At 66.8% G+C, this 15,701-nt stretch carries 11 protein-coding genes; 8 read left to right on the top strand and 3 right to left on the bottom strand.

Annotated elements, in window-relative coordinates; translation table 11 throughout:
- The coding region (gene recQ, locus AC30QB_RS05265) for a DNA helicase RecQ (protein ID WP_489545138.1) at nt 1-1,708 on the top strand (1,708 nt) is incomplete at its 5' end.
- A gap of 84 nt (nt 1,709-1,792) precedes the next feature.
- Nucleotides 1,793-2,722: a hypothetical protein gene (locus tag AC30QB_RS05270; RefSeq protein ID WP_489545139.1), complete on the top strand. Its 930-nt coding sequence runs from the start codon at nt 1,793-1,795 to the stop codon at nt 2,720-2,722.
- Nucleotides 2,723-2,749: 27 nt separating this feature from the next.
- Here the strand turns inward: AC30QB_RS05270 and AC30QB_RS05275 are convergent, their stop codons facing one another.
- The gene (locus AC30QB_RS05275) at nt 2,750-3,367 is read right to left on the bottom strand and encodes a TetR/AcrR family transcriptional regulator (RefSeq protein WP_489545140.1); all 618 of its coding nucleotides are present in this window, start codon (nt 3,365-3,367) and stop codon (nt 2,750-2,752) included.
- 209 nt (nt 3,368-3,576) lie between these two features.
- On the opposite strand from AC30QB_RS05275, the gene AC30QB_RS05280 reads away from it, so the two are divergent.
- Nucleotides 3,577-3,984 carry a hypothetical protein gene (locus AC30QB_RS05280; RefSeq protein WP_489545141.1) on the top strand — a complete coding sequence of 136 codons (408 nt, stop codon included), beginning with the start codon at nt 3,577-3,579 and terminating at the stop codon, nt 3,982-3,984.
- A gap of 68 nt (nt 3,985-4,052) precedes the next feature.
- On the opposite strand, the gene AC30QB_RS05285 is transcribed toward AC30QB_RS05280, so the two are convergent.
- Nucleotides 4,053-5,558, bottom strand: coding sequence for a vWA domain-containing protein (locus AC30QB_RS05285; RefSeq protein ID WP_489545142.1), 1,506 nt, complete (start codon nt 5,556-5,558; stop codon nt 4,053-4,055).
- A gap of 153 nt (nt 5,559-5,711) precedes the next feature.
- Here AC30QB_RS05285 and AC30QB_RS05290 point away from each other — a divergent pair, with 153 nt between their 5' ends.
- The 5 genes from AC30QB_RS05290 to AC30QB_RS05310 all read left to right on the top strand — a co-directional run bounded on the left by AC30QB_RS05290 (nt 5,712) and on the right by AC30QB_RS05310 (nt 15,402).
- A complete protein-coding gene (locus AC30QB_RS05290; RefSeq protein ID WP_489545143.1) occupies nt 5,712-6,344 on the top strand; it encodes a sigma-70 family RNA polymerase sigma factor in 633 nt (210 codons plus the stop codon).
- A complete protein-coding gene (locus AC30QB_RS05295; RefSeq protein WP_489545144.1) occupies nt 6,341-7,456 on the top strand; it encodes a hypothetical protein in 1,116 nt (371 codons plus the stop codon). Before AC30QB_RS05290 ends, AC30QB_RS05295 begins: the two co-directional genes overlap by 4 nt.
- 322 nt (nt 7,457-7,778) lie before the next feature.
- The gene (locus tag AC30QB_RS05300; protein ID WP_489545145.1) at nt 7,779-9,380 is read left to right on the top strand and encodes a DUF2135 domain-containing protein; all 1,602 of its coding nucleotides are present in this window, start codon (nt 7,779-7,781) and stop codon (nt 9,378-9,380) included.
- 157 nt (nt 9,381-9,537) lie between these two features.
- Nucleotides 9,538-12,444 carry an excinuclease ABC subunit UvrA gene (gene uvrA / locus AC30QB_RS05305; protein WP_489545146.1) on the top strand — a complete coding sequence of 969 codons (2,907 nt, stop codon included), beginning with the start codon at nt 9,538-9,540 and terminating at the stop codon, nt 12,442-12,444.
- Between the two features lie 126 nt (nt 12,445-12,570).
- A complete protein-coding gene (locus AC30QB_RS05310; RefSeq protein ID WP_489545147.1) occupies nt 12,571-15,402 on the top strand; it encodes an ATP-binding protein in 2,832 nt (943 codons plus the stop codon).
- 130 nt (nt 15,403-15,532) lie between these two features.
- Here the strand turns inward: AC30QB_RS05310 and AC30QB_RS05315 are convergent.
- Nucleotides 15,533-15,701 (bottom strand): SWIB/MDM2 domain-containing protein (locus AC30QB_RS05315; protein ID WP_489545148.1); only part of this gene is annotated, 169 nt, incomplete at its 5' end.

Raw genomic sequence — 15,701 nt, forward strand, 5'->3', positions numbered from 1 at the left:
GCCGGCCATCGCGCGGCACCGCGCCGGCCAAGGCGTGACGGTGGTGGTGAGCCCGTTGATCGCGCTGATGCACGACCAGGTGGGTGCGTTGGAAGAGGCGGGCGTGCACGCCTCGTATCTCAACTCCACGCTCACGCTGGAAGAAACGCAGAAGATCGAACGCGAGATGATGAGCGGCCGCCTGGTGCTGCTCTACGCCGCGCCCGAGCGTGTGACCACGCCGCGCTTTCTGGCGCAACTTGATTCGCTCTATGAGCGCGGCCTGCTGAGCCTCTTCGCCATAGACGAGGCGCATTGCGTGAGCCAGTGGGGGCATGACTTTCGCGAAGACTATCTGTCGCTCAACGTGCTGCACGAGCGCTATGCCAATGTGCCGCGTATCGCGCTCACCGCGACGGCCGACGACCTCACGCGCGCCGACATCATCGAGCGGCTGCAGCTGCAGAAGGCGCGTGTCTTCATCAGCAGCTTCGACCGGCCGAACATCCGCTACAGCATCGTCGAGAAAGACGACGCGCGCGCCCAGCTGCTGCGCTTCATCAACGACGAGCACGAGGGCGACGCGGGCATCGTCTACTGCCAGTCGCGCAAGAAGGTGGAAGAGACCGCTGAGTGGCTCAAGCGGGAGGGCATCAATGCACTGCCGTACCACGCGGGGCTAGACGCCGACGTGCGGCGCCGCCACCAAGACAAGTTCTTGCGCGAAGACAGCATCGTGATGGTGGCGACCATCGCCTTCGGCATGGGCATAGACAAGCCCGACGTGCGCTTCGTGGCCCACCTCGACCTGCCCAAAAACATCGAGAGCTACTACCAAGAGACGGGCCGCGGCGGCCGCGACGGTCTGCCCGCCGACGCGTGGATGGCCTACGGCCTGGCCGACGTGGTGAACCAGCGTCGCATGATCGACGACAGCCCCGCAGGCGAAGAATTCAAGCGCGGCCAGGTCGGCAAGCTCGAAGCGCTGCTGGCGCTGGCAGAGGCACACGACTGCCGGCGCGTGCGGCTGCTCTCGTACTTCGGCGAGAGCAGCACCCCGTGCGGAAACTGCGACAACTGCTTGAACCCACCGGCCACGTGGGACGCCACCGAGGCCGTGCGCAAGGCGCTGAGCTGTGTCTACCGCTTTCACCAGAACGGCGGCCAGCGCTTCGGTGCCGTGCACCTGATGGACGTGCTGCGCGGCAAGGCCACCGACAAGGTGGAGCAGTACCGGCACCAAAGCCTCTCGACCTTCGGCATAGGTGCCGACGTGAGTGAGGCGCAATGGCGCGCCGTGCTGCGCCAGCTCATCGCGCTGGGCCACCTGCGCACCGAAGGCGAATACAACACGCTGGAGCTCACGCCCACTGCACGCGACGTGCTGCGCGGCGGCATCACCCTGCTGCTGCGCCAGCAGAGCGACACGCCCAAGCGCGGCAAGAGCGGCGGCAAGACCGGCAAGATGGTGCGCAGCAAAGACAAGCCGCCGCCCATCGCACTTGACGACCAGGCCACCGAGCGCTTCAGCGCGCTCAAGGCCTGGCGCGCCGAGGTCGCCAAGGAACACGGCCTGCCGGCCTACGTGATCTTTCACGACGCCACGCTGGCCGAGATGGCGCGGGCGCAGCCGTCATCGCTAGACGATTTGTCAGAGATCAGCGGCGTGGGGGCAAAGAAGCTCGAAGCCTACGGGCGCGAGATTCTGCGGGTGCTCGAATCGGCCTGATGGGTACACGGGGCACATGGGCATTGCCGCCAGTCTGTCGCGGGATTCCATAAGCTTGGGGCCTGTTGCTGCCGGAGGCCTCTCATGACACATTCAACCGCACGCATTGCCCTGTGCACCCTCGCCCTGTTGGCCGGCTGCGGTGGTGGTACCGGCAACGACAGCTCGGGCAACGCGCAAACCCCGGTCGGGCAGGAAACGGCGCAGTCGGTCAGCGCCAACACCCTGGTGCTCGGGCAAGACTCGGCCGACGCCAATGTGTCGGTACTGCGCACCGCGCAAGCTGTTGTGGCCAGTGGCCAGGCCAGCGTGACGGTGGCCTGCGGCGGTGGCGGCACGGCCGTGTTCACCGTCAGCAGCGGCTCGTTGGCAAGCCTGACCAATGGCGTGCTCGATGCTGGCGAGCGCTACAGCATCTTGTTCAGCAACTGCCGTGTGTCAGCCGGCTCCGACAGCGTGAATGGCCTGATGAGCCTGGAGGTCATCCGCGCTTCAGCGAGCGAGCTGACCGTGCAGACCAGCACGCAAGGCATTGTGGTCGCGCGGCCGCATCGCACGCTCACGCTGGACGGCAGCTCCACCCTCACGCAATCGGTGGCCACACAGGGTGCCACCGTGATCACCACCCACCGCTGGGTGTCGCCGCAGATCGCGCTCACCAGCCTGCACAACGCGCGGCTGAGCAGCCTCACGCTGAGCGATGTAGACCTCACCCAGACGACGAGCACCATCGGAGGTGTGCCCGGCAACAGCACCAGCAGCGGCAGCCTCACCATCACGGTGGGCTGGCCCCACAACAGCTGGTCGGCCACCATCGCCACCCAGGGCACCGCCATCTATGACGCGAACGGCGTGGCCACGCAGGGCAGCTGGCGCATGAGCCTGCCGCATGACCGCCTTGACCTCACGGTGGCGGGTGGCATGGCCACCGTCACCATCGACCATGGCCCCGACGGCAGCATCGACCTGAGCTTCATCTTCGCTGTGCCGGCCCTGGCCGAGGAAGCGGCCTGAGCTTGCGGGCTCAGCGACGCCGGTGGCTCAACCCGCGAAGTTGCGGTAGGTCGACATCAGCCGCGCATAGGCCGACATCACGCGCTCGAAACACTTGGGGTCGCGCTTGACGTGGGCGTCGTACAGGAAGCCGGAGAGCAGCGCGAAGATCTCGAACACCAGCTGCTCGGGGTCGGTATCGGCGCGCAGGTGGCCGCGATCCAGGGCCTGCTTGGCGGTGCGCTCCAGCGTCTGGCGCCAAGCCATCATGCCGTTGACGAGCCGGGTGCGCAGCACGTCGGGGTGGGCGTCGGGGTCGTCGTCGAAGGTGTTGACGGCGTAGTGCGAGGCGATCAGCGCGGTGAGCTCGTTGCCGTGGTGCACCCAGCGGTGGATGATGGCGTTGAGCCGCGGCAAGCCTGCGGGCTCAGACAGCGTGGGCATGAAAACGGTGAGCGCAAAAATGCGCTCGTACTCGTCAAGCACCAAGATCTGCAGGCTCTCGAGCGAGCCCACGCGCACAAAGACACCGCTCTTGCTGATGCCCAATTTTTGGGCAATGGAATTGAGGGTGAGTTTTTGCAGACCTTGGTTGACCGCGATGTCCATGCCGGCAGCCACAATGGCTGCGAGCGTTTGCTCACTCTTCTCGCGCTTCCTGACCATCCCCGGCACTCTCTGTTCGTACTCGTTTGTGAGCCGAAGTATACGGACGGAGGTACGCGCTTCTCCCTTCAGAAGTAAGCAGGGCCAGAGCTGTCAAGTAGTGCCGTGAGTTATGCACAGGGCACCGTAGTCGCAGTGCAACAAAGGCTACAGCGATGGGTGGCGCGGTTCGAAAAGACAAGCAAGCACTTGTCTTTCGAAAGCCGCCCATGCTTAGCCTTCTTCGTCTCGCCGCCTTCGCAGTCGCCGCCATGACACTGGCGCCGTGCGCCATGGCCGACACGATAGGCCTGCACATCGGCAGCCACCACATGCCGGCCAAGAACTACAACAACTCGAACCCCGGCATGTACTACCGCACCGATGAGGGCTGGACGGTCGGTGCGTATCGCAACTCGCTGCGCAACAACAGCGTGTACGCCGGCTACACCTGGAAGTTCGGCGCACTCGACGTGACCACAGCGGGCGTCACCGGCTACTTCCACAAGGTGCAGCCGCTGCTGGTGCCTTCGCTGTCGCTCTTCACCTACCGCGGCGTCACACCGCGCGTCGCCTACATCCCGCGGGTGGAAAAGCGCATCGGGTCCCACGTGCTGCACTTGATGGTGGAGTACTGAAGAGCTTCAGCGGCGAGTCGTTTGCGCAAGCTGCGGTCTGGCCTCATCTGAACTGAGTCAACTGAGTCTCAGCTTCGCTTGAGCCGCGCCAGCTCTTCGCTGACCAGCCGCACCACCAGCTTGTCCAGCGTCTGCACCGAATACTGTTTCACGTCGTGAACCGTCTGCGAGCCAGGGCCGCTGCCGGGGTTGCTCGCGTCGCGGTAGGTGAGGAAGACAAAACGCCCCGCGGTGTACTGCGCCATCTGGCGGTAGATGTACTCGCCCACCGGGTCCAGGCCGCTCGCGCCCACAGCGAAGAGCTTGATGCCCTTGGACAGCGCGGCCTGCATGTCGCGGTCGTATTGCGGGCCACCGTAGTCGAGGTGAGGCGGGGCATCGGCCACCAGCACCACCATGCGCGCGGCCTGCTGGCGCCAGCTCATGCCGTGCACCACCTCATGCAGCGCTTCGTTCAGCGCCTCGGGCGTGTCGCCACCCCCGTGCGCCTGCACGTTGGCGAGCTGCTGCTGGAAGGCGCCCAGGTCGTCGGTGAAGTCGTGGGTGCGGGTGATGAATGCATCACCGCGGTCGCGGTAGGCCACCAGGCCATAGCAGATGTCGGGCTGGCCGGGCAGCTGCGAGATCTGCTGCGCCATGGCGCGCATCGAGTGCTTGAGCTTGGCGATCTCGTCGCCCATGGAGCCGGTGGCGTCGATCAGGAACACCAGGTCTAGCCTCATGGGTGCGTTGACGTTGGCGCCCAGGCGCACCTGCACCGATTGAGATTGACCGCGCATCAACACCGCGCGGCTTTGCACGCCTCCTTTGCGCACGGCCACACCGAGCGTGCGCTCTTCGCCGTAGCCGCCGCTCTCCATGAAGGCGCGTGGGTGCAGCCACACGCGCCCGGCGGTGTCGGTGCGGGCCCACATCACCGGCTGGGCCACGCCGGGGCGCTGCACGGCCACTTCGGCGTCGTGCACCGGGTTGCCGCGTGCATCGGTCACTTCAAGCAGGTAGCGCTCGCTGATGTCGCGCTCGCGCACGGGCAGATGGGCGTTGCGCTGGCGGTAGGCGAGGTACTCGCCGAAGTCGGCGTTGTCGTCGACCATGCCGGCGGTGACCGTGGCGTCACGCTGCGGGCGTTGCACGGGCTGCGGCTCGCTGGGTGGCCAGGGTGGCGGGGTGAAGGCACTGCCGCCAGCATCAGCTGACGAACGGGCCGGCGGCGCGCTCTCGGGCAGGCGGGATTCGGCCTTGCCCGCAGCCGCGGCGCCCACTGCGTCACGCCGCTTGATCGATGAAGCCAGCTCATCGCGGGACGACTCCCCCTCGCGGCCACGTCGCCAGCCCGCGCCCTGCTGCGCACCACCACCAGGCACTTCGCGCATGGAAGGCAGGCGGTGGCAGTGCGTGGCCGAAGGCGCGTCGAAGGCTGGGGGCGTGAAGTCGATGGCGCCGCCCTGCGGCGCGTCTTGCCAGGCCGGCGGCCACATCTCGCGCTCTGCCGAGTTGGCAGCGCAAGCGGCCAGCAAGAGGCTGATGACGAGTGCCGGTAACACGGCGCGACGCGGGGGTGGGGTCATGCTCATGGAAGTCTCCGTAAGTGTTGAGGTCACCTGGCATGACACGCGGCACGCTGGCGAACGGGGTGAATGCAGAGCGAAAAGAAAACTTCGCCGCAAAATCACCCCATCGCCCGACCCTGGCCGTATCAACCGTCAGTGAGGCAGACTTCCCACCCGATGAGCACGGCGCCCGAACCCACCGACGACGCACTGATGACCGCCTATGCGCGCGGCGATGCGCCTGCGTTCGAGCGCCTGTATGCGCGCCACCAGGCCGGGCTGTACCGTTTCATCCGTCGCTTGCTTGGCCCTGCACTTGCCGCGCAGGCCGACGAGATTTTTCAAGACACCTGGCTGCGCGTGGTCAACGCGCGCCAGCAATGGCAGCCGCAGGGCGCGAGCTTTCGCACCTGGCTGTACACGCTGGCCAACCATCGCGTGATCGACATCTGGCGGCGCAGTGGCCGTGAGGTGTCGCTTGCAACAGAAGACGAATCGCCATGGGAGCCCGACGGCGGCGGCGCCGCCTGGCAGCAATGGCCTGCGCCTGCGAGCACCACGCCGCACAGCGATGAGCTCGCCTTCTGGCGCCGCGCCGGCGAGCGGCTGCTGGGCTGCCTGGACGAGCTGCCGCTCGCACAGCGCAGCGCCTTCTTGCTGCACCACGAAGACGAGCTGCCGCTTGCTGAGGTCGCGCGTGCGCTGGAGGTCGGTTTCGAAACCGCGAAGACGCGGTTGCGCTATGCCATGAGCAAGCTGCGCACCTGCATGGGGGCTTACCTCGCACCGCTCCACGGGAATGCGCCGTGACCGAAGAACAGGCGCGCGACGCCCATCTGCGCGAGGCCCTTCGGCACGCGCCTGATGCGCGGGTGCAACCGCCGGCTGCGTTGAGTGCCTTGATCTTGAGCGAGGCGCATGCCAAGGCGCGCGACGCGTCCACCCCCGTCCGGCCGAAACCCACAGGCTTGCGTGCGCTGTGGGGCTGGCTCGCCCGCCCCGCCGTGGCCACCGGCTTCGCGGGTGTGATGGCGGCGACCCTGGTGGGCATGATGTGGTGGGACCAGCCTATGGACGAGGCGATGCCGCGCCGGCCCGTACCCGCCACGGCTGCAGTGCCAGCTGCAGCGCCGCCCCCTGCAGTCGCCATGGCGCCGGTGCAAGCCCCGGCCGCCGAAGCCGAACGTGCCATTGCACCGCCGGCGGCACCGCCCGCGGCCTTGCGCAAAGCCGCGCCTGCAGCCGACACGGCAGCCCTCAAGGCCGACAAGAAGGAATATGCCGCGCAAGCCGCCAAGCCTGCCGCCGCCGAGCAGCGCGCGAACACCCCGTCAGCGGCGCGCGAAGAAGCGGCCGCGGCGGCGCCCACCTCGCCGGCGCCGCGGCCCATGCCCAGCGTGGCCAGCGCCGACATCGCCAGCGAGGGTGCGGGTACGGTTGCGGCTGCGGGTGCAGCGGGCAACCTGGCCAAGTCGCGGTCGGCCGACGAGCCCAAGCGCCAGCGCGCCCTGGCACCGGCCCCTGACGCGACCCCCAACAAGGCCAGCATTCCCGCCCCCCTCGACGAGCTGCGCCAGAGCTTCGCAGAGACCGCGCCCACGCTCGCCCAACTGCGCAGCGCCATCGCTGCCGAGCCCACACGCTGGGCCTGGCAACGTGATGGCGCTCCCCCGCAAGCCATGAACGACGCGGTGAGCAGCTGGCTGGCCCAGCTGGATGTCAGCGCGGGCGACCGCTGGCAGCCGGTGGATGCGAGCATGCTGCGCGCCAGCCGCGAGATCCTCCTGCTTCGCGACGGCCACCTGCAGCACGGCTTCCGGCTCGTTGAAAGCGGTGTGTTGTGGCAGCGCGCGCACGACCGCTGGCAACTGGTGACACTGCCGCCGGCGAGCCTGAGCGTGCTGGAGGCGAACGCTCCCTGATGGCGATTACGGCTGGTTCGTGAAATCGTTCCCTCAAATGGTCAAAGCCGTTTAAAGAGGCTTGGCTACATTGCAGGTTGTCAAATGCACACCCCGCTCACAAGACGGGTCGCAAAGCGCCAGACAAGCGCCGGGGGGGAACAAGCAGTGGTTCACGCGGAGGGAAGGCACAAAGCGCCTTCGCCCGAGAGGGAACACGTTCGCCCCATGGTGCCCGTCGTCGCCAGGCGGGTGCGTCTAGACACCGTTTTCCCATGTCCTTGCGGCGCCGTCTCGGCCGCGGGCCGTGGCCGTGTTTGATCGCATCGCCATTGGAGGCTTCTTGAACAACGCTCGCTCTACTGCCGCAACCACGCGCGCACATTTCCATCTCCCCACCCTCGCCGCATTCGCCCTCGCGGTGGTCATGGCCGCGTGCGGCGGCAGTGATGACCAAACCGGCCGGCCGTACACCCCGGCGGGGCCACAAGCGACGCAACCGGGCAGCGTCACGGGTCGCGTGCTGTCGGCCAGCGATGGCCAGCCCGTGGCTGGCACCACTGTCGCGGTCGACGGCGCCCCGATGACCACAGGCACCGACGGTTCGTTCGCGTTTGCCGACCTGACCCAGATCGATCGACTCTCGGTTGCGATCACCGCCGCGGGCTATGCGCCGACCGTGCGCATCGCCTCCGTGACCGGGGGCATCATCACCACGGTACCGACTCAGCTCGTGCCAGTGGCTGCCACGGTGAGCCTCAATGCTGCCGCGGGCGGCACCGCGACCGTGCCCGGCTCCCCTGCGCAGGTGACCTTCCCTGCCGGCGCCGTCGTCACAGCCGCCGGCGCAGCGCCCACGCAGCCGGTGCTGGTGCAGATCACCCCCATCAACCCAGCCCAAGACCCGAACCTCGTGACGGGCGACTACCGCACCACCAACAGCGGCGCCGCGGCCTGGCTCGAAAGCTTCGGTGCCCTGTCGGTGGTACTGACCGACGCGGCCGGAGGCTCTTACAACCTCGCCACGGGCCAGAGCGCCACCATCCGCATCCCGGCCGCGACACGCGCGAGCACGCTGCCGACGACCATTCCGTTGTACGGGTTCAATGAGAGCACGGGACTGTGGGAACGCGACGGCACGGCCACGCTCGCCGGCACCGCCCCGAACCAGTATTACGAAGGCACGGTCACCCACTTCACGACCTGGACCGCCGACGACATGATCAGCACCGTGCAGGTGACCGGCTGCGTGCAAGACGCTGCCGGGCGCCGCGTGGCACGGGCGCGCGTCGAGATCGACGGCGTGACGTACTCGGGCACGAGCAACGCACTCACCGACCGCTCCGGCAACTTTTCCGTGCCAATGCGGCGCGACGCCACGGCGGTGCTGAGTGCCCGGTCGGCCTCGCTGCTGTCGAATGCCCGCGCGGTCACCACCGCCTCGAACAACGTGGCGCTTGGCTCAACCTGCCTGATCTTTGCCGAAGGGGCGATCGGTATCAAACTGAGCTGGGGCCAGCTGCCTTCAGACGTCGACTCGCACCTGCTCACTCCGCAGGGCACGCACATCTATTACCTCAACAAGGGCTCGCTGACCGCCGCGCCGTATGCCAACCTCGACATCGACGATGTCACTTCGTTCGGCCCGGAGATCGTCACCATCCGTCGTCCGGCGCGCGGCACGTACCGCTACTTCCTCAAAAACTTCTCCAACACCTTCAACCCGGGCATTACAGCGTCGCCGGTGAAAGTCGAGGTCACGTACAACGGCAACACGAGCGTCTTCACGCCCGGGGCTGGCGAAGGCGCGCTCACCAACTGGCATGCGTTCGACATCGTGGTCGACAGCCTATGCGCTGTGACGATCACGCCGGTGAACACCTGGTCGGCCACTGAGCCTGTCAACCCGAACCAGAACGGCGGAGCCGTCACCTACTGCAACTGACGACACCACGTCTCGCGGCCGGTGCCACACCGGCACGAGGGCGAGCCCGACGGGCTCGCCCTTTTTTTTGGTGCCTGTACCCGTGCGGCATGGCGGTGGATGTCAGCAGGCGAGCACCCGTGCGTCGCTATCATGATCGGTTTCGCCCCCAGCATTCATGCCGCCCCGCACCCCCGCCAAACCCAAGACGCCCGAGGCTTCAATCGAAGCCCCAATGATCCGCGTACGGGGTGCACGAACGCACAACCTCAAGAACATCGACCTCGACATCCCGCGCAACAAGCTGGTGGTCATCACCGGCTTGAGCGGTTCGGGCAAATCGAGCTTGGCCTTCGACACGCTGTACGCCGAAGGCCAGCGCCGTTATGTGGAGAGTCTGAGCGCCTACGCGCGCCAGTTCCTGCAGCTGATGGACAAGCCCGACGTGGATGTGATCGAGGGCCTGAGCCCTGCCATCAGCATCGAGCAGAAGGCCACCTCGCACAACCCGCGCTCCACGGTGGGCACCGTGACCGAGATCCACGACTACCTGCGCCTCTTGTATGCGCGCGCCGGCACGCCCTTCTGCCCCGAGCACAAGCGGCCGCTGCAGGCGCAAAGCGTGAGCCAGATGGTCGATGCCGCACTGGCGCTGCCGCAAGACACCAAGCTGATGGTGCTCGCGCCGGTGGTGCGCGACCGCAAGGGTGAGTTTGCCGAGCTGTTCGCCGACATGCAGGCGCAGGGCTACATCCGCTTTCGCGTGGATGGCACGGCCTATGAAGCGGCCGACGTGCCCAAGCTGAAGAAGGCCGAGAAGCACGACATCGATGTGGTGATCGACCGCGTGAAGGTGCAGCCCGGTTTGCAACAGCGCCTGGCCGAAAGCTTCGAAGCCGCGATGCGCATCGCCGAAGGCCGCGCGATGGCGCTGGAGATGGACTCTGGCCGCGAGCACCTGTTCAGCAGCAAGTTCGCCTGCCCCATCTGCAGCTACTCTCTAAGCGAGCTGGAGCCGCGCCTCTTCTCCTTCAACTCGCCGGTGGGCGCCTGCCCCAGCTGCGACGGCCTGGGCCAGGTGACGGCCTTCGACGCCGAGCGCGTGGTGGCCTTCCCTACGCTCAGCCTGGCAAGCGGCGCGGTGAAGGGCTGGGACCGCCGCAACGGCTACACCTTCTCGCTGCTGGAGAGCGTGGCCAAGCACTACCGCTTCAACATCGACACGCCCTTCGAAGACCTGCCGAAGAAAGCACGCGAGGTACTGCTCTACGGCTCGGGCACTGAAGAAGTGAGCTTCACATACGAAGCCGAAGGCGCCGCGGGCAAGACGCGCAGCGTGAGGCGCAAGCACCCCTTCGAAGGGATCATCCCCACCTTGCAGCGCCGCTATAAAGAGACCGACTCAGCGGCGGTGCGAGAAGACCTGTCGCGCTACCAAGCCGCGCGGCCCTGCCCCGATTGCGGTGGCACGCGGCTGCGCACCGAAGCGCGCAATGTGTTCCTGCAAGGCGATGATGACGAGCAGGGCGAGCCTATCTACCGCGTCGAGCACTTCACGCTGCGCGAGTGCCTGGCCTACTTCGAGTCGCTGCAGCTCAAGGGCGCCAAGGCCGAGATCGCCGACAAGGTGGTGCGCGAAATTCGTTCGCGGCTCAAGTTCTTGAACGACGTGGGGCTCAATTACCTGAGCCTAGACCGCAACGCCGACTCGCTGAGCGGCGGCGAGTCGCAGCGCATACGCCTCGCCTCGCAAATCGGCTCGGGCCTGACCGGTGTGATGTACGTGCTCGACGAGCCCAGCATCGGCCTGCACCAGCGCGACAACGACCGCCTGATCGGCACACTGCGCCACCTGCGCGACATCGGCAACAGCGTGCTGGTGGTCGAGCATGACGAAGACGCCATACGCGCCGCCGACCACGTGATCGACATGGGGCCCGGTGCCGGCGTGCACGGCGGGCGGGTGATTGCGCAAGGCACGCCGCAAGACGTGGCCAACAACCCCGAGTCGCTCACCGGGCGCTACATGTCGCAGGTGCTGAAGATCGCGGTGCCTGCGCGGCGCCACCGCCTCGCCGATCAAGAAGCGCCGCACAGCCTGCGCATCGTCAACGCACGCGGCAACAACCTGAAGGGCGTGACGGCGGAGATCCCGGTGGGCCTGTTCACCTGCGTGACCGGCGTGTCGGGTTCAGGCAAGTCGACGCTGGTCAACGACACGCTGTACGCCGCCGTGGCGCGCAAGCTGTACGGAAGCCACGCCGAGCCCGAGCCGCACGACGCGATCGAAGGGCTCGATGTGTTCGACAAGGTCATCAGCGTCGACCAGAGCCCCATCGGCCGCACGCCGCGCAGCAACCCGGCCACCTACACCGGCCTCTTCACGCCCATACGCGAGCTGTTTGCCGAAGTGCCCACCGCCCGCGAGCGCGGCTACGGCCCGGGTCGCTTCAGCTTCAACGTGGCGGGCGGGCGCTGCGAAGCCTGCCAGGGCGATGGGGTGATCAAAGTTGAGATGCACTTCCTGCCCGACGTGTACGTGCCCTGCGACGTTTGCCACAGCAGGCGCTACAACCGCGAGACGTTAGAGGTTCAGTACAAAGGCAAGAACATCACCGAGGTACTCAACCTGACAGTGGAAGACGCGCATGGCTACTTCAACGCCGTGCCCAACATCGCCCGCAAGCTGCAGACCCTGCTCGATGTGGGTCTGGGCTACATACGCCTCGGCCAGAGCGCGACCACGCTGTCGGGCGGCGAAGCGCAACGCGTGAAGCTCGCGCTCGAGCTGAGCAAACGCGACACCGGCAGCACGCTGTACATACTGGACGAACCCACCACCGGCCTGCACTTCGCCGACATCGACCTCTTGCTGAGCGTGCTGCACCAATTGCGTGACGCCGGCAACACCATCGTGGTGATCGAGCACAACCTCGACGTCATCAAGACCGCCGACTGGTTGATCGACATGGGCCCCGAAGGTGGTGCGGGCGGCGGCACCGTGGTGGCCGTGGGCACGCCCGAAGACGTGGCGGCCAACCCTTCGAGCTACACCGGGCACTACCTGAAGCCGCTGCTGCGCTGAACGGCACCTTGCCGTGCTGCAACGCGGCATGAATCATGCGAAGTTCACCTACTGGCAAGGCGCCTGCGCTTGCACTACATTCCGCCAGCCCGACCACTGAGCTCCGCCTCACCCCGCGACGCACCCATGCCGCCTGCGCCACTGCCAGCTGACGAATCACACCGGCTGGCAACGCTGCACGCAACGGGCATCCTCGACACCGCACCCGAAGAGAGCTTCGACACCATCGCGCAATGCGCGGCGCTGCTGACGGGTTGCTCCATCGCCGTCATCAGCTTGATCGACTCGGGCCGCGAATGGTTCAAGTCAGTGCACGGCTGGGACGACCTTCCGGTGCGCGAGATCCCGCGGGCCATTTCGTTTTGCAACCACGTGCTGGTCAGTGCGGGCCTGTTCGAGGTGAGCGACGCCTCGCGCGACCCGCGCTTCGCCCACAACCCTTTCGTCACGGGCGTGCCACACATTCGTGCCTACGCCGGCGAGCCGCTGTGGGTGGACGGCGCCAAGCTCGGGGCGCTGTGCGTGATCAGCCCGCAGCCGCGCACGCTGAGCACGGAGCAGCGCGACGGCCTGCGCCGCCTCGCGCGCATGGCGAGTGACCTGCTCGCCAGCCGCCGCAGCCCGCCGCCCGCAGATGAAGAGCGTGCACGCCTGCTCGACTTTGCGCGCGCCTCGGGCGACTGGATGTGGGAGACCGACGCCCAGCTGCGCTACACCTGGGTCTCGGCCACCTTCGAAGCGGTGACGGGTCTGCCGCCGGGTTCGATGAAAGGCCAGCTGCTTGCAGACTCACCCCTGCTCGACGGCCTGGGCCAAGCGCTCGGCGGCCAACGCAGCCTGCATGTCTTGCTGAAGCGGCACCAGCCGGTCACCCGCGTGATCACCGACAAGCCCACACCGCGCGGCACGCTGCAGGTGTCGCGCAGCGCAGTGCCGGTGTTTGATGCGCAGGGGCAGTTCTGCGGCTACCGCGGCACGGCGCGCGACGTGACGGCGCACATTGCCGGTGAGCGCCGCACGCATGGCCAGGCCGAGCTGCTGCGCAAGCTGTCGTCGCAAGTGCCCGGCGTGATCTTCCAGCTGTGGCTGCACCCTGACGGGAGCACCAGCTACACCTATGCCAGCGACGCCTCACGCGAGCTGTTTGGCGCCGAACCACCGCGCAATGACAGCGGCGGTGACGGTGACGGTGATGTGATTTGCCGCTTGCTGCACCCCGACGACCTGCCCGACTACATGCCCAGCCTGGTCGCAGCGTCGCGTACTCTGGTGCCATGGCAGCGTGAGTTCCGCATCATCCGCGCGGGGGCCGTGCGCTGGATCGAAACACGCGCCGTACCCGAGCGCCACCCGGCCGGCGGCACGCTGTGGCATGGTTTCTCGTCTGACGTGACGGCGCGCAAAGAGATCGAGCTCGCCCTGCGCAGCAGCGAAGAACGCTGGAGCCTGGCCGCTGAAGCCGCCGGCATTGGCATCGCCGAGTTCGACCTCGGCAGCGGGCAACTGAGCTTGGACGCTCGCGCCTGCGCCAACCACGGCCTGAAGTTTCCACAGACCTCGTACACGCTCAGCGACTGGCTGGCGAGCATCCACCCCGACGACCGCTACACCGTGCAGGCACGCGTCGACCAGACGCTGGACACCGGCGGCATGCTCGAAACGCGCTACCGCATGCAGCGGGCCGATGGCAGCGAAGCCACGCTGGAAATTTTGGCGCGCTGCACACATGGCGACGGGCACCGCGTGAGCGGCCTGGTGGGCACCTGCCGCGACGTGACTCAGCAGGCCGCGCATGAGCAGCTGCGCAGCGAGAAAGAGGCCGCCGAGCGCGCCAGCCGCGCCAAGAGCGAGTTTCTCTCGCGCGTGAGCCACGAGCTGCGCACGCCGCTCAACGGCATCTTGGGCTTCGCACAGCTGATGGCCATCGACCGTGTGCACCCGCTGGCCGCCGACCAGGCGCGGCGGCTCGACAGCGTGCTGCGCGCGGGGCGCCATCTGCTGGAGCTGATCAACGACATGCTCAACCTGGCGCGCATCGAGCAAGAAGACTTCTCGCTGCAGCGCACACCGGTCAACCTGACCGCCACGCTGCAGACCTGCTTCTCGCTGATCCAGCCGCTGGCCGACAGTGCCGGCGTGCGCCTGGTGGCGCCGTCCAAGCGCGCGTACTGGGCACAGGCTGATGCTCGCGCGGTGGAGCAGGTGCTGCTCAACCTGCTGTCCAACGCCATCAAGTACAACCGGCCGGCCGGCTCGGTGAGGGTGTCGCTGTCGCGCAGCGGAGTGCAGATGCAGGTGGCCGTGAGCGACGAAGGCGAAGGCTTGAGTGAAGACCAGCAATCGCACCTGTTCCAACCGTTCAACCGCCTGGGTGCCGAGCACCGGCGCGTGGAAGGCACGGGGCTCGGGCTGGTGATCGCGCGCGAGCTCGCCGCCTCGATGCACGGCGAGCTGCGGGTGCACAGCGAGCCGGGCAAAGGCTCGACCTTCACGCTGCTGCTGCCCTCGGGCGTGGCGCCACCCGCCTCAGTGTTGGGCAGTGGCCGTGGCGAACCGGCACAAACACAGCCACCTTCAGCGCGCCGCCAAGTGCTCTACATCGAAGATGAGCCGCTCAACGTGCTGCTAATGCAAGAAGTGTTCAAGTCACGCCCGCAATGGGCGCTGCAGATCGCAACCGACGGCCAATCGGGCCTGGCGGCCGCGCGCGATGGGCAGCACGACCTGCTGCTGATCGACATGAACCTGCCCGACATGAGCGGGCTGGAGCTGATACGGGCCTTGCGCAGCGACGACAAAGGCGCTCGTTTGCAGTGCATCGCACTGTCGGCCGATGCCATGCAGACGCAGATAGACGCGGCGATGGCGGCCGGTTTCGACGGCTACTGGACCAAGCCGATCAACGTCGCCCACATCCTCGACGGCCTGGGCCAAGCACTCTCAGCAACTGGCTCGTAGGGGATGACAACGGCCGGCGGCCGTTGCGTTGCAGGCTGACTTCGCGCAGCGAAGTTAAGGTGCAAAGCGCCGGCCGGAAACAAAAAAGCCGGTGCACTGCACCGGCTCTCTCAATCAGCGTTGCCGCGATTTACTTCAGATGACCGTTGATCAGCTTGGTCATCTCGAACATCGAGACCTGAGCCTTCTTGAAGATTTCCTTCAACTTGGCGTCGGCATTGATCATCGTGCGCTTCGCCTTGTCTTGCAGGTCATTCTTCTTGATGTACTCCCACACCTTCTTGGTCACTTCCGTGCGC

The organism is Rhizobacter sp. (assembly GCF_046595475.1).
Taxonomy (GTDB): Bacteria; Pseudomonadota; Gammaproteobacteria; order Burkholderiales; family Burkholderiaceae_C; genus Rhizobacter.

What these genes read in the sequence shown, in the direction of transcription:
- uvrA (WP_489545146.1), top strand. Translation starts at nt 9,538, where the DNA reads ATGCCGCCCCGCACCCCCGCCAAACCCAAGACGCCCGAGGCTTCAATC.
- AC30QB_RS05290 (WP_489545143.1), top strand. Translation starts at nt 5,712, where the DNA reads ATGAGCACGGCGCCCGAACCCACCGACGACGCACTGATGACCGCCTAT.
- AC30QB_RS05310 (WP_489545147.1), top strand. Translation starts at nt 12,571, where the DNA reads ATGCCGCCTGCGCCACTGCCAGCTGACGAATCACACCGGCTGGCAACG.
- AC30QB_RS05280 (WP_489545141.1), top strand. Translation starts at nt 3,577, where the DNA reads ATGCTTAGCCTTCTTCGTCTCGCCGCCTTCGCAGTCGCCGCCATGACA.
- AC30QB_RS05285 (WP_489545142.1), bottom strand. Translation starts at nt 5,558, where the DNA reads ATGAGCATGACCCCACCCCCGCGTCGCGCCGTGTTACCGGCACTCGTC.
- AC30QB_RS05270 (WP_489545139.1), top strand. Translation starts at nt 1,793, where the DNA reads ATGACACATTCAACCGCACGCATTGCCCTGTGCACCCTCGCCCTGTTG.
- AC30QB_RS05275 (WP_489545140.1), bottom strand. Translation starts at nt 3,367, where the DNA reads ATGGTCAGGAAGCGCGAGAAGAGTGAGCAAACGCTCGCAGCCATTGTG.